Origin of the sequence: Westiellopsis prolifica IICB1 (assembly GCF_004323185.1) — a bacterium.
Taxonomy (GTDB): Bacteria; Cyanobacteriota; Cyanobacteriia; order Cyanobacteriales; family Nostocaceae; genus Pelatocladus; species Pelatocladus prolificus_A.
On the sequence record NZ_NAPS01000004.1, the window covers coordinates 1 to 21,771 of the forward strand.

Here is a 21,771-nt window from a genome sequence, read left to right on the forward strand (position 1 = left end):
TCATGTATACACTTATCTATTGCATAATCTGCTTGAGTTCGATTCCATTCTACCAACAACTGCTCTTTCTCAGATTCTCTCAACAAAGGCAATTGCCCTATCTGCTCACTAGGATTGTTCACAATACCTTCAAGCAAGGTCACATAATGACCAATCATCCGCTCTATTGTACTTGCATTAAACAAGTCAGTATTATACTCCCACATCCCCACCAGCCCATCACCCGTGTTCTGCATCGATAGGGTGAGGTCAAACTTCGCTGTTGCATTTTCTATTGGCAATAAATTCAYACTTAACCCTGTTAACTCTAGGTTCTGGTTTGGCGCATTTTGAAGAGCAAACATTACCTGGAATAACGGTGTATGACTTAAGTTCCGTTCTGGTTGCAATGCTTCCACTAGCATTTCAAATGGCAAATTCTGCATTGCATACGCATCCATTGCCATTTCTCTAACCCTAGTTAATAACTCCTTAAAGCTTGGGTTCCCTGATACATCTGTTCGCATCACTAATGTATTGACAAAAAACCCTATTAACCCTTCTATTTCACTATGCTCCCGGTTGGCAATTGGTGTCCCTACTAATATGTCTTCTGTTCCTGTGTAYCTAYATAGTAGCGTGTCAAATGCTGCCAACAGCGTCATGAACAACGTACAACCTTCTTCTTGGCTCAGTTTTGTCAGTTTAGCTGTTAACTCAACAGAAAGGGCAAACTCAATATGTCCTCCACTGAAACTCTGCACTGCTGGTCTCGGTCGGTCTGTTGGTAGGGACAACAAACTTGGTGCCGAAGCTAGTTGTTGTTCCCAGTAATCTAGTTGATTTTGTAGTACATCCCCTACTAACCACTTTCTCTGCCAAACCGCGAAGTCTGCGTACTGAATTGGTAGTTCTGTTAATGGTGAATCTTCACCTAGGCAATAAGCGTTGTATAGTCCTTCTAATTCCAACACAAATACACCCATTGACCACCCATCTGATATTATGTGGTGCATACATATCACTAAGATATGTTCTGTTTCAGACAATATCAGTAAACTGCCTCTGATTAATGACTCATTTGCTAAGTCAAATCCTCTATATGCTTGCTGTTGCGCTTGTTGTGCAGCTCTTTCTCTTTCTTTTGTCCCTAGGTGTTTTAAGTCTACTACATCAAGTGTCCAGCTTCTTTGTGTGTTAATTACTTGTCTTGGTTGTCCATTCTCCGTAATCAAATTTGTGCGTAAGACTTCGTGACGTTCAATAATTTCTTGTAAGCTTTGTGATAACGCATCAACTTCCAATTTTCCTGTGAAACGCAAGGCGATAGGAATGTTGTAAAACGCACTGTTCGATTCTAACTGGTCTAAAAACCATAACCGCTGTTGAGCAAATGATAGTGGTAGTTCTGCGTTTTCTGCCCGCCTTAATATGGGTGGGATAGACTCTTGTAGATTTTGTTGCTGCAATTGCCCAATTGCTCGTGCTAATTGAGCTACTGTTGCTGCTACAAAAAACTCACGCAATGGTAGTTCCACTTTGAAACTAGTCCGGATACGTGAAACTACTTGCGTTGCCAGTAGCGAATGTCCTCCCAACTCAAAGAAGTTATCATGTATCCCTACTTGCTCTACTTTCAGCACTTGTGTCCAAACTAGGGCTAGCATTTCTTCTGTTGGTGTGCGTGGGGCAACATATTTTTCTGTGAGATCGTTTTGTAAATCAATTACTCTCAATGCACGACGATCCACTTTGCCGCTAGGAGTTAGTGGCATTTCCTCCAATATCACAAAAGCATTAGGCAGCATATACTCTGGTAGCTTTGCTTTGAGCAATTGCCGCAGTTCACTGATTATGGGTGTCCAGCCCTGATGTCCTACGATGTAGGCAACTAAGCGCTGATCACCCCTGATGTCTTCGCGGRCAATAACACAACATGTCTGCACATGTTCATGCTCCCTCAGTACTGCTTCAATTTCTCCCCATTCAATGCGGAAACTCTGTTTCTTTACTTGATTGTCAATAGATCTGAGGTATTTTATGTTGCCATCCGATAAATACTGTGCTAAATCCCCAGTTTTGTAAAGGCGTGAACCAGGGTTCGTGCTAAAGGGATTGGCGATAAATCTCTGTTGTGTTAACTCTGGTTGGTTGAGGTAGCCCCGCGCCAAAGCAACACCACCAATGTATAATTCTCCTGGTATACCCACAGGTACAGCCTGTAGATATTTATCTAAGATATATATCTCGGTGTTAGGAATGGGACGACCAATGGGTGGCAGTACCGGCCATGGCTGGGCTGAGTTAGTCAGTGTAAAAGTGGTGGCTACATGACTTTCTGAGTGTCCATAATAACTGTACAAACTACAATCATCAGTTAGTTTGCTTAACCAATAAGAAATGGTGGAAGTAATCTGCAACTGTTCGCCAGCAGTAATAATTTCCTTGAGATAATTATTAACTAATTCATTGTCAACAGCGACTTCTGCTAGTTGCTGTAATTCAACAAATGGAATAAACAGCCTTTCAACACTTTGTTGTTGCAGAAAATCTAACAAAGCTAATGGATCTTTGTGCAATTCCTCCCCAGTTAAGAATAATGTACCTCCTGAACACCAGGTAGAGAACATTTCTTGAAAGGAGACATCAGAGTTCATAGGAGCAAATTGCAGCGTTTTTGCAACCTTAGATTTTTTCAGATTTTGTAATTGCCACACTAGGAAATTGCTAAGACCAAGCTGATTCTTAGCTACACCTTTAGGTTGATCCTTAGAACCAGAGGTGTAAATCACATAAGCCAAGTTATCTGCTTGCACACCAGAGATAAGATTGTTTTGACTCAACTGGTTTAGCAGTTGCCAATTAGTATCCAAGCAAAGTATGCGTGCTTTGTGTCTAGGTAGTCTCTTACGCAGATGCTGTTGTGTCAATAGTACTGATACTTGAGCATCTTCAAGCATAAAGCTCAAGCGCTCAACTGGATATTCTGGGTCAAGAGGCACATAAGCACCACCTGCTTTGAGAATACCAAGTATTCCTACCACCATCTCTAGCGAGCGCTCCACACAAATACCCACCAGTACCTCAGGTCCTACACCCAACGACTGCAACCAATGCGCTAACTGATTGGCACGACTATTCAATTGGTGGTAGGTCAATTGTTGATTGTCATACACAACTGCTACTGCTTCTGGGGTACGCTCTACCTGCTCCTCAAATAACTCATGTATACACTTATCTATTGCATAATCTGCTTGAGTTCGATTCCATTCTACCAACAACTGCTCTTTCTCAGATTCTCTCAACAAAGGCAATTGGGAAATTTGTTGCTGAGGATTTGCCACAATCCCTTCTAGCAGTGTCACAAAATGACCCGTCATCCGCTCAATAGTACTGGTATCAAACAAGTCAGTATTATACTCCCACACACCCACCAGTCCCGTTGCGGTGTTCTCCATTAATAAGGTCAGATCAAACTTGGCAGTTGCACTTTCTACTTTGAGTCGACTGACAGTTAACCCAGCTAACTCTACTTGCTCTCTGGGCGCATTCTGAAGGACAAACATCACCTGAAACAAAGGTGTATGACTTAAGTCCCGTTCTGGCTGCAATGCCTCTACTAGCATTTCAAACGGCAGATTCTGCATTGCATAGGCATCCATTGCCATTTCCCTAACCCGAGTCAGTAATTCCCCGAAGCTGGGATTGCCTGAAACATCAGTCCGCATAACTAAAGTATTGACAAAAAACCCTATTAACCCTTCTATCTCAGAGCGATCGCGATTCGCAATTGGTGTCCCCACTAAAATGTCTTCTGTATCTGTGTAGCGGTAAAGCAAGGTATCAAATGCTGCCAACAGCGTCATGAACAGGGTGCAACCTTGCTCCTGGCTCAGTTTTGTCAGTTTAGCTGTTAACTCAACAGAAAGGGCAAACTCAATATGTGCGCCAGAGAAAGTCTGCACAGGCGGTCTGCGTCGGTCTGTGGGCAGGGACAACAAAGCTGGTGCTGAAGCCAGTTGTTGTTGCCAGTAATCCAATTGGCTTTGCAGTACATCCCCAACTAACCACTTTCTCTGCCAATTTGCGAAATCTGCGTACTGAATTGGTAGTGGTGCTAATGGTGACGGCTGACCAATGGAATAAGCATTGTACAATGCTGCTAGTTCCTCAACAAACACACCCATTGACCAGCCATCAGAGACGACGTGGTGCATACACACTAGTAGGATATATTCTGTATCCGATAACACCACTAATTTGGCTCTGATTAATGACTCACTTGCGAAGTCAAATGGTTGAATCGCTTGTTGTTGCGCTAGTTGTTGTGCAGCTATTTCAATTTCAGTTGTAGATAAATGCTGCAAATCAACGACATCGAGTGTCCAGGTAGTTTCTGTGTGAATGACTTGTCTTGGTTTGCCATCAACTGTGATGAAGTTGGTGCGTAAGGCTTCGTGACGAGTAATGATTTCTTGTAAGCTTTGTTCCAAAGCCGTGAGTTGGAGTTGACCGAAAAGACGCAAACCGACAGGGATGTTGTAAAAAGCACTGTTTGATTCTAACTGGTCTAAAAACCACAAACGCTGTTGAGCAAATGACAGAGGTAAGGCGGTATTGCGGTCAACTGCTACAATTGGGGGTGCTATTTGTTTACTAGAGTGTTGTTGTAATTCCCCTATTACTTGCCCCAATTCGGCTACTGTCGGTGCATTAAACAACCTACGTAATGGTAGTTCCACTTTAAAATTGCTGCGGATGCGTGATAGCAGTTGCGTTGCTAGTAGCGAATGTCCTCCCAATTCAAAGAAGTTATCATGTATCCCCACTTGCTCTATTTTCAGCACTTGTGTCCAAATTACCCCTAATATTTCTTCGATTGGGGTGCGCGGTGCTATAAATTTGTCTTGGAGTTGAGTTAAATCTGGGCTAGGTAAGGCGCGTCGGTCTATTTTGCCGTTCGGAGTTAGCGGTAACGATTCCAGGATGAAGAACGCATTTGGTACCATGTAGTCTGGTAGCTTCGATTTGAGGAATTGCCGTAGTTCTTTAGTTGTCGGTGTCTGCTCTGGCTGCGGTACGATGTAAGCGATTAGACGTTGGTCTGTTGGGGTGTCTGAGCGGGCGATGACGCAATTGGCTTGCACATGCGGATACTGGCTCAGTACGGCTTCGATTTCGCCCAATTCGATCCGAAATCCTCGTATTTTTACCTGGTTGTCTATACGTCCCAGGTATTCTATATTGCCATCCGCTAAATAGCGTGCCAAGTCCCCCGTTTTATATAATCTACTTCCTGTTGCCGAATCAAATGGGTTAGGAATGAATTTTTGTTGTGTTAACTCGCTACGGTTGAGGTATCCTCTTGCTAATCCCGCACCTCCTATGTGTAGTTCTCCTGCTACTCCCACTGGTACAGGTTGTTGATTTTGGTCAAGGATATAAAATTGGGTGTTGTTAATTGGACGACCGATGGAAATCAAGCTCAACTGAGATTCGATCTGACATACTGATGACCAAATAGTAGTCTCTGTTGGTCCATAAAGGTTCCACAAAGAACCACCCAAGGCAAGCAATTGATTGGCTAGATCCGAAGGTAAAGCTTCACCTCCGCAAAGTATTTTTAGCTGGTTAAATTGGTAATTGGCTTCTAAGAGTAATCTCCAAGTAGCTGGAGTTGCTTGCATGATTGTTGCCTTAGACTTAACTAGCAAGTCTAATAACTGTCTTCCATCCAAGGTCGCCTCACGAGGGGCTATGGCCAGACATGCACCTACAGTTAGAGGTAGAAAAATTTCTAACCCAGCAATATCAAAGGCAATAGTAGTGATGCCAAGGAGTATATCTTGTTTTGTTATTCCTGGGCGCTGCTGCATGGCAAATAGGAAATTGCTCACAGCCTGATGTGAAATCTGCACACCTTTGGGCTGACCTGTAGAACCGGAGGTATAAATTACATAAGCCAAGCTAGAAGTTTGGATAACAGTGATTGGATTGTTCTGACTCAACTGAGAAATCACTTGAGCGTCTGTATCCAAACAAACAAGCTGCGCTTGACACTCAGGTAGCTTGTCCAGGAGTGAATGCTGGATCAGTAGCACTTTCGGTTGAGCATCTTTGAGTATGAAATTTAAACGCTCAGTTGGATACTCTGGGTCAAGTGGCACATAAGTACCACCTGCCTTGAGAATACCTAACAGTCCCACTACCATCTCTAGGGATCGCTCCACACAAATACCCACCAGCACATCCGCTCCCACACCCTTTGAGCGCAAATAATTCGCTAACTGGTTAGCACGACAATTCAGTTCGTGATATGTTAGAGACGCGAAATTTCGAGTCTGTACATTGTCAAACATCAGCGCCACTGCATCAGGGGTACGCGCTACCTGCTCTTCAAATAACTGATGTATACATTTGTCTATTGGATAATCAGCTTGAGTATTATTCCACTCAACCAATATTTGCTGTTGTTCAGATTCTGTCAACAAAGGTAATTGGCAAATGTGCTGCTGTGGATTCGCCACAATTGCTTCAAGTAAGGTCACAAAATGACCCACCATCCGTTCAATTGTGCTTGCGTCAAACAAGTCAGTGTTGTAATTCCATGTACCTTTAAGGGAACCCGGTACATCAAGAATGGTTAAAGTTAAATCAAGCGCAGCCCCTTTAGTCTTTGGAATCATCGATTCCACAATCAACCCATCACTATCCATAAGTGACACTTCTTGGTCACTTTGGTGAGAGCGATCCCACGCCAACGCTACCTGATAGAGTGGTGAAAAGCTGGGGTCGCGGACAGGTTGCAGCCGCTCTACCAGCAAGGGAAAGGGATAATCTTGATTGTCTAAGGCATTTAACACACTTAAGCGCGATCGCCCAAGCAACTCTTGGAAAGTCGGATTTCCCTTTAGATCTGCTCGCAAGACCACAGGATTAGTAAAGTAACCAACAATTTTTTCAAAATCTGAATGGCTCCGATTCACCATTGGAGAGCCAATTAAAATATCTTCTTGATTAGTATAACGTAATAATAATATTTGTAATGTTGTTAATATAACTGTGTAAAGAGACGCACCTTCGTTTTTTGCCAATTCTGCGAGTTTTTGCAGAAGTTTTTCTTCAACAGTAAAAAAGTGAGAAGCACCATTATAAGTTTGATTCTCAGGTCTTGGTCGATCAGTAGGCAAATTAAGCAATGGCAACTCACCAGATAGTTGTTGCTGCCAGTAAGACCAGAAACGCTCCCCTTCTGAACTTGTGAGCATTTGCTCTGACCAGTTGACATAATCTCGATACTGACAGTTTTGTACAGGCAGTTGGGCTGCTACACCTGTTGTAATTGCTGCATACAAAGTTCGGAGTTCACTGACGATGATTTCCAAAGACCAGAAATCCACCACTATATGGTGTACCGTAATTAATAAAATATGTTCTTTTGTGGTTAATGTATCGGTTGTGGTGTGATTAATTAACAAATTAAAGCGCAATATCGGCCCCTGTTCTAAGTCGAAAGGGCGATCGCTTGTTTCTGACAGCCAGTTATCTACGTCATTTTGGTTCCAATGGAAAACTTCTTCTATGCTAAAGTCAACTTGCTGGTTTTCGTGAACGGTTTGCACAGGTTCGCCATCAATGGTTGTAAAGGTAGTCCTTAAAACCGGATGACGTTCAACTAGGACTTGTGCTGCTTGCTTAAGAGCTGAAGTATCTAAATTTGTGACTAATTTTGCTGCGTATGTGGCGTTATAAGCCGTACTAGTAGGTGCTAATTGATATAAAAACCAGACTGCTTTTTGACCATGAGAGAGAGAATAAGTTGAAGCATGATCACTACCTTGAGATAAAATTCGGATAATTTCCGGTTTATATCGCTTAATTTGGGTTAATAACTCAGGGGTTAATACATCTTCAGGGGCTTCATAGCATAGTTCGTCACCATCAACCCACAATTCTATACCTGTTGCTAGAAGATCTTTGAGAAGCTCTGTTAAACTCATAATTTACCTCTAATTCTGCTCTTTTTACTAGATGTAGTCGCGGGTGCAACAGATAAATTTGAAATGGGATTAATTTCAAAAATTTGTTTCGTGACGAAATTTGCTAAACCAAGAATACTCACCCCATCTAAAAATTTTGCAATGGGGATATTTATTTCCAACTCTGTTCTGAGACGATTTCTTAGTTCGACAGCCATCAACGAATCAAGTCCCATTTTGTTTAGGGGCGCATCAATATTTAGTTCAGATGTAGTTATTCCTAGAGTTCTGCCAATCTGCTGGTTCAGGTAACTAATCAAAAGTGACTGGCTTTGCTCTTGGGAACTAGCTTTGAGTTGGTCTAAAAGTTGTGGAAGATTAACTTGCTGTTGCTCTTGTGTAATAGCAAGCGGCTGTACCTGTGGAACGATTTCGGAAAAGAAACTGGGATAAGATGAGTGGGAGGATTGCTGCAAAAACTTCGACCAGTCAAGATGTATCACTCCTACCTGAGCTAGATCTTGAGTTAGCAAATTTTCCAATGCGCTTAATGTCTGCTGTGGTTCTATAGTCTTTATTCCCTTGTTTTCCCATTGATTTTCAGCCCTGTTTGCAGCAGTTCTGGCCATCCCTACCATTGACCACGGACCCCAATTAATACTTAACCCTGGTAAATTCAACGACCTGCGATAATGAGCCAGAGCATCTAAAAAGGTATTGGCAGCAGCATAATTTGCTAAACCAGCAGAACCAAGTATGGATGCAGCTGAAGAAAAAAGCACGAAGAAGTGCAAAGGTATGTCTTGGGTAAGAGTATGCAAATTCCAGGCTCCGCTTACCTTTGGTGACAAAACTTTGGCAAACACTTGCCATTGATGGTCTATTAGTAGTCGATCTTCAAGGACTCCCGCAGCATGAATAATACCCCTTAACTGTGGCATTGATGTTTTAATTTGAGTCAGTAAAGAGCTGGCATCCTTTTCTGAAGATACATCAGCTTGCATGACAACAACCCGACTTCCAGACTCTTCTAGCTGTCTCAAGGTTGCTTTAGCTACTTCGTTAGGACTGCTACGCCCTACCAAGACTAAGTATTTTGCCCCATGTTCTACTAGCCATTGAGCTACCAATAAACCAATCTCACCCAGACCACCTGTGATCAGGTAGGTAGCATCGCTTTGGAGGTGCAGCGATTGTTTAGCAATTTTATTACTGCGTACTAATCGGTTCACAAAGCGTTGCCCATTGCGAAAAGCTATGTGAGTTTCACTATTAGTTGGCTTGTATGAACAAATTTCTGCAAACAGGCTCTCGACATTGTGATTTTCTTGTGGGTCTAAATCTATCAGAGTACAGTTAAATTCTGGATGCTCATTTGTAATTACTTTTCCTAATCCCCATACAGGCGATTGGGCTATCCCTCCCAGGGTAGATTCTACACCGACTCGTTGCGCTCCTTTAGTTACTAACCATAAACTAGGAGGACGGGTAAATCCTTGATTAACTAAAGATTGGATAAGGAAAAGCACACCACCACATCCTATTTGGGAAGCAACTTCTAAATCTGTTACGGTCAGGGAATTTGCCTCAACTGCATCTAGGTTCCATAAATAAACCACTCCATGCAGTTGGGTGCTGGGTAAAGATTTGCTTCCCTGTTCAACAGTTCTCATGAACAGTAATAATCGCTGAAAGTCTTCTGGTAAGGCAGGGTTGATGGTGAATTCTTGGTCTGCTATCTGTTTATACTCAGTACCAGGGAAAACCAGGGTACAAGCTTTTTGTTGCGATCGCAATAGTGTACTTAACTCCTGACCAATACCTTGATTGTCAGCGAAAATTAGCCAATGATCTGCTTGAGGTTGTAGGCGATCGCTAATTTCTGTGGGATGTTGTATATGCGGTTGCAATCGCCAGACTAATTCGTAGCACAAGTCTTGGATATTGTCTAGTATCAGGTGTTGCTTATGTTCCCTAACTAAGACTTCCAAGATTTCGGGTATTAATTTTATCTGTTCAGGTGAGAAATTCCCCACCTTCTGCACTAGCTCAACTAATTCTTCAGTATTTCCCTGGTCAAGAAACTTAGCAATAGGAGTTTGGATATTCTCTCCAAATCCAGCCTCTGCTTGTTGATGGTGAGGTGGTGCATTCTCAATCCAATAGCGCTGTCTTTGAAACGGATAGCTCGGTAGTGCAACTTTCTTATGGGGATAGTTACCCTCAAAGGCTGACCAATCGACCTGGACTCCGGCTAGGTATAACTCAGCCAAACTAGAAAGTAGTTGTTGCCATTCTGACACTCCCGAACGCAGAGAAGGCAGCCACAGACCCTGACTGTCTTTTAAGCATTCACGCCCCATGCCTAACAAAATTGGCTTCGGACCAATCTCTAAAAAGACTTCATACCCAAGCTGATGCAACGTCTCTATACTCGTAGCAAAACGTACTGGTTGACGCACATGACTCACCCAGTAATCTGCTGTAGTAATTTGTTCATCAGCTAGTTTTCCAGTCACATTAGATACTAGTGGTATCCGGGGTTGATTGTAGGTGACATGATTGGCTACTTGCTCAAACTCCTGCAACATCGGTGCCATCAACGGGGAATGGAAAGCATGGGATACTTGTAAACGCTTCGTCTTCACTCCCTGTAGCTCTAATTTTTTACAAATGATAGCAATATCTTCCCTAGCTCCAGAAATAACCACACTTTCAGAACCATTAATCGCAGCTAGAGCCACTGTCTGAGCATAAGGAGCAATTACTTCCCTAATCCTTTGTTCTGAAGCAATCAGTGAAACCATTTCACCGCCACCTGGCAATTGCTGCATCAAGTGTCCCCGTTGGGCGATGAGTTTAAGGCCATCTTCTAGGCTGAAAACACCAGCTACAGTTGCAGCCACATACTCACCAACACTATGCCCCATAACTACATCTGGCTCAATCCCCCATGATTTCCACAGTTGAGACAAAGCATACTCAATTGCAAATAAGGCAGGTTGAGTATATGCAGTTTCATCTAAAGGGGAAACAGATAAATTTTCCCCTTCTGATAATTCGGGATACAGTACCTCTAGCAGTGAATGTTGTAGATAGGGACGCAGAATTTCATTGCACTGATCTAGAGTTTGGCGGAAGATGGGTTGGCTGTTGTAGAGTTGGCGACCCATGTTGATGTACTGGGAGCCTTGTCCGGTAAACAAAAAGGCTATTTTTGGTGACTTGTTATTGGACTGGGCGTTCTTTGCAGATACTAGTTGTTCTACTAATTGCTCTCTAGTCTCACCTACAACAGCCAGACGGTGGTTAAAATGCTCGCGTCCTGTATTTGCCGTGTAACAAACATCTGCAATGGATACATCAGTATTAGATGTCAAGAATTCCCGATAACGGTGTCGCAACTGTGCCAAAGCCTGCTCATTCTTGGCAGAGAGCGCAAGTAAATGGAATGGACGCTCAAATTTATTGTTTCCCAGTGCTATTTCTGGCGCTTCTTCCAGAATCACATGGGCATTAGTACCACCGATTCCTAAAGAATTCACCCCAGCACGACGGGGATAATCTTGAGTTTGCCAATCTTTGAGGGTAGTATTAACGTAAAAAGGAGTATTGGGTAAATCCAGTTGGGGATTGGGTTGTTCAAAATGCAAACTCGGTGGAATTTTTTTGTGGTAAAGTGACAAGACTGTTTTGATAAAACCAACCACACCAGATGCAATCTGAAGATGACCCACATTAGTTTTGACTGAACCAATACCACAAAAGTTTTTTGATTGAGTGCTAGCACGAAATGCTTGGGTTAATCCGCCAATTTCAATTGGATCTCCTAAAGGTGTGCCAGTTCCATGTGCTTCTACGTAGCTGATGGTGTCTGCATCCACTCCAGACATTGTCATTGCTTCTGTGACTACAGCTGCTTGACCATCTCCATTGGGAGCCATATAGCCGACTTTTTTACCACCATCGTTATTAACGGCTGAACCTTTTACAACAGCATAAATGTGGTCTCGATCAGCTAGAGCATCTTCGAGGCGCTTCAATACCACAACCCCCACACCGCTACCAAAAATAGTCCCCTGAGCGCGCGCATCAAAAGCTCGACAATGACCGTCTGGAGTGACAATCATCCCCTCTTGATACAAATGTCCTACTTTTTGGGGTGCATTCACAGAAACCCCACCAGCTAAAACCATGTCACTTTCACCACTCAGTAAGCTGGCACAAGCCATGTGAATTGCTACCAAGGATGTAGAGCAAGCGGTTTGTACATTTACACTCGGTCCAGTCAGGTTGAGTTTGTAAGAAATCCGTGTAGTTAAATAATCTTTATCATTGGCAACCATCATTTGCAAGCCGCCCATTGAGTCCATCGTCGCGACTTGCAGATTATCGTTAGCATCAAGAGTAAAGCGGTTGGGATAAATATTATTCAGTAAATAGGTATTCATCACCGCACCAGCATAAATCCCAATCGCACCATCATAAGTTAGAGGATTGTAACCAGCATTTTCTAAGCTTTCCCAAGCACACTCTAATAAAAGACGCTGCTGCGGGTCCATTAATTCTGCTTCTTTGCTGCTGTAGCCGAAGAAATCAGCATCAAAGGATTCCACATCTGATAATATTGGCTTGGCTTTGACGTAGTTAGGGTTTTTTACTAATGTCGGATCTACACCTGCTTTGATAATTTCTGACTCGCTGAAGAACGAAATTGATTCGACGCCGTTACATAAATTTTGCCAAAATTCATCAATATTGTTAGCACCGGGAAAACGACAAGACATCCCGATGACGGCGATATCCGATTTCTTAACAGCTTGGCGAGAACTCCTACCTTCAGCACGTTTTTGACCTTGCACTACGGAAGGTGATTCTGTTTGCTCTTGACTTAAGTATTTAGCTAAAGCATTGATGCTGGCATATTTAAACATATCCACAATGGATACTGCTCGACCGAAGGACTCCTGCAACTTACTCTGAGTCTGTACCAGAAGTAGCGAATGTCCACCTAGCTCAAAGAAGTTATCATGAATACTTATTTCTTCTAGACCCAATACTTCTTGCCAAATAGTCGCAACTTGGCGTTCAATGTCTGTTGCTGGTTGTGCTTGGTCATTGGTTGAGGTGCGTAGTAGATCGCCTTTGGTGAGTTTTTCTATGTCAATGATGCCTGCTGTGGTTAATGGCATCTGTTCTAACTGTACAAAGTTGCAAATACTAGGTGTGCCAAAGCGATCGCACACTACCAATTTGGACAATTGCTCCTCAACTAAGGAATTACTGCTAGCAGTAAAATAAGCAGTAAGTTTCTCTAAGGGGTAAGTATTTTCTACGTATTTACGAATATATTGGTTACTTTCATCCAATCCAATTAACAATTGCACCTGATTGTAGTGTAAGCCGATGAGCAAAGAATACAATCCTTGTTGTGCAGACATGGGGCGATAGCCCGCCTTTTGAGCTAACTTACTCTTTTGGTAGTCTTGGCTAATACCGATACCGTCCCAGAGACTCCAACTAAAGCAATAGCTTTTCAATCCACACACAGAGCGTTGGTAGTGTGCAAAAGTCTCCAAAAACTGGTTAGCCGCGACAAATGCGCCAACAGTAGCACCTCCCAAAAGGCTACTGACTGAAGCAAAGCTGATGAAAACTGCTTGGGGATAATCTACTAGTAATTGATTGAGTACCCAAGCTCCCCCAACTTTTGAGCGTAGGGCTGCTGACCAACTAGAGTGAGTTTCTTCGATGAGCGATCGCGCCTGATAACTTCCCGCTAGATGTAGTACCCCATCTAGTTGACATCCCCAGCTAGACTGCGCCTGTTCAACAACTTCTTGTAATCGAGGTAAATTGCAGATATCGACTGCCTCATAGATGATTTCTCCTCCCAACTGCTCTAGTTTTTGATAAGCTGCGATTTTTTGAGATACGGCGTTGGATTGTGCTATGTAAGTCTGCCATGTACTTCTTTCGGGTAGGTCAGTTCTACCAACCAACAACAGCCGTGCTTTATAATGCTTCAGCAAATAAGACGCAATTTCCACACCAACGCCCCCTAAACCGCCGCTAATCAAGTACATCCCACCTGATTTAAACGGCAACTCTTGTTTTTGTGAGGAGCGAAAATCCACTTTCTCTAATCGAGGAATCCAACGCTGTCCGTGGCGATAACCTACCTCAGACTCCCCTGACAACACATGCAATTCTTGCAGAACCAGCTTGGTATTTTCTGCATTTTCATTTATAGTCAAGTCTAAATGCCGACTAATTATTATAGGATTTTCCTGGGCAATGACTTTTAATAACCCCAGCAGAGTTGATTTTTCATAGGCAATCTCATCATTAGCTGAGATAATCTGCGTATAATTAGAAACTACTAATAAATCAATAGGATGATTAGATTTTTGGATATCAGCTAAGGCTTTAATTAAGGACAGTAAACTGTAGACACCATGAGTTTGAGACGACTCCAAGGACTCTAGACTGGAAATCTCTCTCAGGCAACTATCATAAGTCCACAGGTGTAAAATTTTATCGATTTGCCAGTTGTTAGCTGTCACAACAGACAGCAAACGCTGATAATGTTCGGGATTGTCTGGCGCAATTTGATAGCGGTTATGGCTCAGTTGCTTAAATTCTACCCCTGCTTCAATACCAATCCACGACTGACCCTGCTTTTGGAGTTCTGCACCTAAAGACTCTCCTAATCCCAATTGATCGAGGAATATCAAAAAGTGACCGCTGATGGCACTTGTTTGGGTGACAGATACTTTTTGCCGCCAAATCCGGCGATAAAACCAGTCTGGGAGTAAGTTGGGATGATCTAAATTAATGCCTAGTTGTTGAATAATCGTGTCGTATTCACCATTTTCAAACATTCGGCTCAATTGCGATCGCTGAATTTTGCCTATGCTCGTCTTGGGAATCGCTTCCTTTTTCAAGGGAATAATGTAATTCGGATTCACCCCTATATTTTTGACAACTGTCCCACGAATTTTTTTGATCAGTTTTTTCACCCTAATTGGGTCAGTCATCGCCGGACTAAAAAATATGGCCAGTCGATCAGCATTATCATCAGCTCGCACCGCACAAGCAGCTGTGTAAGAAACTTCTACACCCTCAACTTCTTCAACTACTGATTCAATCTCATGGCTGTAATAGTTTATACCGTTAATCACGATATCATCTTTATCTCTGCCAGTCAGCACAATCCGTCCTGACTGTATATAGCCGAGATCTCCGGTATTAAACCATCCATCAGAGGTAAACGCCTCTTGATTGCGTTGGGGATTTTCGTAATAACCAGAGGTAACTGAAAGCCCTTGGACTTGAAATCTCCCAATCACTCCTTCGGCAACAATTTGATTATTTTGATCAGTAATGCGAATCGAGGCTCCAGGAATGGGGGAACCAAGTTCTACAAATGACATATCGTCTGATGAATTTTCCAAAGAAAACCCCTCAGACAAAAAGGTGATACCTGAGGAAGTCTCCGACATTCCAAAGGCGGGACGAATGGCATTAGGTGGCAAACCATGTGGCTGTAGCAAATGCAGAAAGCGCCTAACCGTTTTCGGCACTATTTGCTCTCCAGCGTTGACTAGACAGCCCATGGAAGATAAATCCCATGAACGTTGGTTAATTTCACTTGCCCGTTCATTGAGTAGTGAAAAAGTGAAATTTGGTGTCCAGGAAACCGAGGCTTTATAGCGTTGAATCAATTCCAACCAACGGATGGGATTTTGCAAAATATATTCCGTTGACACATGGATTTGCTGACAACCTAAATCCACTGCTAACAGTCCCAGAGATACAATTGCCCCCACATGTTCCAATGGCATCCAGTTCAAGACGATATCTTGACTGGAGCAATTGTTCATTTGAGCTTTACCTACAGTCATGCTTAACAGATTGCGATGACTTAACATCACAGCTTTAGGAAAACCAGTACTACCTGAGGTGAGTAATAGCAGTGCTAAATCATCTTCCTGACTTTGATGAATTTTGCTATCTGGTTTGTTGTTGCGTAAATTATCTACTGTCTCTACTTGAAAATTTTCTATATTTAAAAGTGCTGGCAACTCCCGCAGGTTTTGAGCTAATCTTGAGCTTGTCAGAATAACTGGTTGCTTTAGCATTTGCCAAGCATTGTGCAATTTATTGACAGCGCTGTTAATCTGCTCATAGGCAGGAGCAATAGAAACTGGTACTGGAACAAAACCACCTAGTATACAGCCCCAAAAAGCGGGGATGAAATCTTGACTTTGGTCAATTTGAAATATTACTTTGTCTAATGGCTTTAAACCTAATTTTCTTAAACCAGCTAATATTTTTTGAGCATCTAATAGTAAGTTTTGATAAGATTGAATAGTTTCGTAACCGTCAGATTGAATATAAATTATTTCTTTTTCTGGAAATTGCAGAGCCGTTTTTTGTAGTGTTTCTGAAAGGACTTTTGAAGCATTGTTTTCTCGCTTGAATTCTCTGCCATGGCTAATAGCTAGTTTGCTTGAACTGAGAGGTTGATTGATAATTGGTCGGGAAGATTGGAATGTAACTGTCGGATTACTTTCTTCTAAGTAGACAGTTTTCCAGTTAGGAAGCAAGTCTGATAGACGCAGTGACTGTTGCTGTTGTACCTGTTCAGTCATTACCACTGCTACTTGCTTAACTTCGGGTAATAACTGGATTTGCTCAGACCATCGCTCTACTAAATCCTTGTCTTTGATTTCTAGATGACTCAGGGAATTTTCATCTATCTGTCCTAGTGCAGTCAACGGGAGAGTTGATACTGGTACAATTGCCCTCGGTATCCATTCACTAGGCACAATTGTTTGCAGGTGAGATAACAATTCTTCTCGTGTAAATATTGTTGATGGTACGACATAAGCAACTAATTCTTTTGGAAAATTTTCTATTTGCCTCTCGATCACTATACAATCGCTGACAATTAAACTCGACTTAATAGCAGCTTCTAGTTCCGTAATTTGGTTTTTTTTAGTACTCGAAATAGAGCCCAACTGACTACGATTATTTAACTCCATTATTTTCTATATCCTTCTTCAAGTCCACATTCACCCTGATTTGAACGTTAATCTCTCAACAAAAGCTAGTTTAAAAAATAAATAACACTACAAAACTCATCAATTTCTTGACTTACTTTCAGGAATATATTAACTCAATTATCCAGGGCAAAGTGAGCATCCCAAATGTTGAAAAAAACCGCCTGCAATTGAAATCTTTCATAGTGAAAGTCTATTTAAGCAGGCTATTTAATTTTATCAAGTCGTCTGAAGACGACTTGTGCTGTTAGCTAAGGATTTAAACCCAAGCCGGGTACACTGAAAAAATTTGGAATGCTCCCAGGGCAAACGCATCTCATTTTTAAAATGCTTACTGGACAAAAATTTCACTCATTTTTAGTTTTTTTTAAATTTCAATCCTTGCTGGGCAAGGCGTTTAGAATTTAGATGCGTTTGCCCTGATATTGTTAATTTAATATTAACTAATGACAATAAAATGTATTTGCCTTGATTGAAAACTATAAACTTTTTGTTGCTTTTCCTAAATTCACCTCATAAATAATCTCAGTTTTACCACTAAAATGCAATAGCAATTTCAGTATACTTAATCAGTTTTACCAAAAAACATGCAATAGCATTTAAGACATTTAAGACATTTAAGACATTTAAGACATTTAAGACATTTAAATGACACATTGCACCAATTACAATCAGCAATTCCTACGCTAATTGACCAAGACTATCCTGATAATCACATATTTTTTAACAAAAGAGTGAAAAGCTAAAATAGTTAACTGGTAAAGGTTTGAAAGATGAAAAAGAATATTGCAAAAAGAAAAATTGGAGAAAAAAGTAACAGATATTAACAATACAAGTAAACAAATGTGACATAAAATATCAATAAGTCAAGTTAAGTAAAGTTACAAATAGTGTTTGAACAGTAGAATAAGGCTAAAAGCTATGTTTAATCAGAGTTTGAATAGTTTTGAGAGTAAAAATAGAAACAAAACTTATACCAATTCTTCGTGAAGCTGCATAGAATTTTACCCCTCCGCTTGCGGGGAGGGGTCTTTATATGCGTCTTCATATAGAATTGGTATTAAAGCTTGCGCGTCTAATACCATTTCACAAAAATCTTGATACAAATACAGGCGGTGTAGAGACGCGAAATTACTCTGCGGGAACGCTAAAAGCGAACGCGTCTCTACAAGATTCATATGTATCGCCATTAACGTGAAATGGTATAAGGCGCTCTTGGCGGTTGATTTTTTATAGGACTTACGCAAAACATAACGCGCATTTGAGGTAATTCATGAATTACCTCTACGCAAGAATAAGGTTTTCGGTCACATCTTGCGTAAGTCCTGTTTTATTTATTGAGCTAAATCCTAAAATGATTAGGCGCATCTTCATACAGAATTGATATGAGACTCAAAAGTTTGTTTTCCAAAGCTCATAGGTCAAAATATTTTCAAAAATCAAACGGGATTCCTATATTTTTTCATTGTTAGCTTTTTCTCCTGAAAACAAAACATAATCATCAAATCCCATAAACCAACCTTTATTTCTTGACCAAGCCTCAATTCCTGGATTATCTTTCTGGAGATCAATTACTAAATCATGTTTACTAACCCCTTTGCCTACCTTTGCAAAATAATGAACCATAGCAGGCCAAACATATTCACTAATAGATACAGCTTGAATATTTATAAACCCATGCTTTTTAAGTTTTTCAACATAAGTATGTCGATTATATTGATTAGCGAAAGGAATACACATTTTTTTACTATTGATGCGAAGCCAAAAGTTAATATCTCGTCCTACTCTAGGTAAGCAATCTGCTAATGCAAGCTTTCCACCAGGACGCAAAACTCGAAAGGCTTCAGCAAAGAAATCCTCACGAGTATTAAAATGAAAAGCACATTCTAAAGCTGTAATTTTATTAAAAGAATGTTCTGGAAAAGGTATTTTTGTAGCCGAACCTACATGGAGATGTATTCGTTCAGCTAATCCCGCCCTAGCTATTCTTTCTTTAGCAATTTCTACTTGTAATTCCGTAGTATTAATACCAGTAATTGAACCAACATTATTTTCACGCATCCACAGTATATCTTGTTCGCCAAAACCGAAGCCAACATCTAGAACCTGATCTCCAGAGCTAAGTTCTGCAAGTTCTCCTAATTTACGAGCTAAAGCAGCACAAGCTTTGTTATAAGTAGTTTCTTCTTTCCAATAGCCAAAATTGAGCCATTGGGGAACATTTGGATCGTGAAGATTAGGATCTCGTTTTGCTATACCTGTATAAAGTTCAGATACCTGAAGGTTGTCTCGTAAAAATGATATTTCCTGAGCGGGATTGTGGATAAATTCTTTGATGATTATCCAGCGATTACGCCATTCATCGTTGAAGGGAATTTTACCGATATTTTCCAACTTTATACTCTCCTTATTTATTTTTATTTTTTACCTTTGGAATTACAAATCTTAAGCAGTACAATAGCTCTCTAATGAGCCTTTTCGTCGCACATCCAGCGTTACACAGTGAAACCCTCCTCCCAAGGTTCTTGCGTGTCTGAGTTGCAGTTGTACAACATCAACACCGTGCTTTTCCAGCTGTTTAATAAGTGGAGTTTGGGATTTATCAACGATCGCCAGATTTGGATTTACCATCAGGAGGTTGATACCAATCCACTTAGAAGCATAGGATGTTGCTGTATAACCAATATCAACAACTTCCGTCAGGTAAATCACATCCCAACCCTTGAACAGATCGGGTAGATTTTGTTCACCAACTCGTTCAGCATTTACCACAACTAAACCAGGTCGAATGAGAGCAATAGTAGTGTCTAGATGACTTCCACTGTAAATGTTGTCATAGGTATGCACCCTATACTCTTCGCCTAATATAGTTTGCAGCCAAAAAGCTCCACATCGGTTCCCGGTATCTGAAATCAAGTAGAAAATATCTTTCCCTAACCGCAATATGTTAGCTGCATCGAATAGAGGCTCATAGTTGTTGATTGCTGAAATACTAGAATCGTGAATATTGTAAATTTCATCAGCAAGTCTGGGTTTGGGGGCTGATATCCATCTAGCTCCACTTTGTAAATAATCCATCAAGATAGGTTTGAATGAAATAGTTTCAAACAATCTTGCACGTAGCGTCATTGGTGCTTCAATAATCCATGTTCCTACTGCAATGAACAGATCTCTGGGACAGTAATTGTATTGGCCGTCTGATTCCCAATCAGGGGTGCGAAACTTAATAGCATGATCGACTACGTCAGGACGCTGAACTACTATACCAAGGCTTTGTAGTGTAGACACAAGTTTATCAAGATCTTCTTCAGTTTCTTCAATTATGCGATCGCTATATTGACCAGAAGGAATATTTTCAATGCTGCCATAATCTCTATATTCGACTGCAAACAAACCTCGATCTGGACAAGCAATACGTGCATTAGCAGCACGTCCAACGATGACTTCTTCGAGTGTGTCCCATTCGTTATCAACTCTTACTTTACTCATATGTTATTTTGATCAGAAATTTTAAAAGTAAAACCTGTAGAAAAATTTATCAGCTTATCTGTGCAATGAACTAAATTTGCTTTGCTATTAGCTAGTTGCTGCTAAATATATCAGCCACATTATCGACTATTTTTGGCAACAAACCCATTTTATTGATTTAAAATCGCATTAATAATAGTGGCGTTTTGCTGAATATAGGGGGTATCAATCATCTCACGATGAACACCATAGGCATAATGATTAATTCTTTGCCCTTTTGTTGCTTGTATCCAGTCATCTTCAACATCATAGTTACCCTCAGCACGGATGAGATGAATATTGCCATTAATTTGTACATTTTTTATATCGGAATGCCAGAGAAAATTAAAGTATTCCCAGACTTGATTGTAGGTGCGATCGCGTAACTTTTGATTGTCCAAAAAGTAACGTCTTAATTCCTGGCGTTTGGGATTTAACAAGAAAGTATCAACACCTTCTTTAATTTCTGACATATCAGCTTGTTTAGCTTCACGACCACCTCTGTAGGTATCTAATAAAATGACATCAGAAACTATGCGATCGCGACTTTCCAATTTTTGAGCCATTAACATGGCCAAAAAACCACCTGCTGAATGTCCCATCAATTTTATATCTTGATTTACTGTTAGATGATCTATCAATTCTGCATATTTTTCTAAACTTGCTTCATCAGCAATATATCTGAAAGTATAGATAGTATAGTCATTTAAATAATCAGCTAAATTTGCATAAGCTGTGGCAAATCCCAGGGCTGGGGGAAATAAAAACACAGCTTGATTTCGCTGTTGATTAAAAACGATATAAGGACGTTCTTTCGGTTGGATATTCATTTCTTGAGCGTAAATGATATACTCGCTCAATTCTGCTACTGTTGGTTTGTCATAAATCATTGACAAAGGAATTTCTATCTCAAGCTCTTGATAAATTAGTGCTATGAGATTCATTGCTTGTAATGAATGACCACCCAAATCAAAAAAGTTATCATTGACTCCAATGTTGGAAACCTGTAGGACTTCTTGCCAAATGTTAGCCAAGATGCTTTCTGTTTGATTGCGTGGAGCTAAATAGGTTGATTCTACTATCGATGTCTCATCGGGTAGCGGTAATTTTTTGGTGTCTATCTTACCATTAGGATTTAATGGCAAATCTGACAACATCACAAAGGCTGAAGGTATCATGTAAACTGGCAATTTTTTTTGTAAAAATTGACGCAGTTCGCTCTGTGTTAAGGAATTGTC

5 protein-coding genes are annotated in these 21,771 nt (G+C 41.0%); all 5 read right to left on the bottom strand.

Annotated features, from left to right (window positions below; translation table 11 throughout):
- Positions 1–7,979 (bottom strand): non-ribosomal peptide synthetase (locus B4U84_RS27520; protein WP_131121325.1); only part of this gene is annotated, 7,979 nt, incomplete at its 3' end.
- A complete protein-coding gene (locus B4U84_RS27525) occupies positions 7,976–17,008 on the bottom strand; it encodes a type I polyketide synthase (RefSeq protein ID WP_131121326.1) in 9,033 nt (3,010 codons plus the stop codon). The genes B4U84_RS27520 and B4U84_RS27525, both read right to left, overlap by 4 nt.
- Positions 17,009–18,478: 1,470 nt before the next feature.
- Positions 18,479–19,420 carry a class I SAM-dependent methyltransferase gene (locus B4U84_RS27530; protein WP_131121327.1) on the bottom strand — a complete coding sequence of 314 codons (942 nt, stop codon included), beginning with the start codon at positions 19,418–19,420 and terminating at the stop codon, positions 18,479–18,481.
- Positions 19,421–19,471: 51 nt separating this feature from the next.
- On the bottom strand, positions 19,472–20,515 hold the full coding sequence (locus tag B4U84_RS27535) for an inosamine-phosphate amidinotransferase (RefSeq protein ID WP_017308562.1): 1,044 nt from the start codon (positions 20,513–20,515) through the stop codon (positions 19,472–19,474).
- Between the two features lie 149 nt (positions 20,516–20,664).
- Positions 20,665–21,771: phosphopantetheine-binding protein (locus tag B4U84_RS27540; protein ID WP_242677734.1), on the bottom strand; the 1,107-nt coding region annotated here is incomplete at its 5' end.

Coding starts and splice junctions, on each gene's coding strand:
- B4U84_RS27525 (WP_131121326.1), bottom strand. CDS start 17,008: ATGGAGTTAAATAATCGTAGTCAGTTGGGCTCTATTTCGAGTACTAAA.
- B4U84_RS27535 (WP_017308562.1), bottom strand. CDS start 20,515: ATGAGTAAAGTAAGAGTTGATAACGAATGGGACACACTCGAAGAAGTC.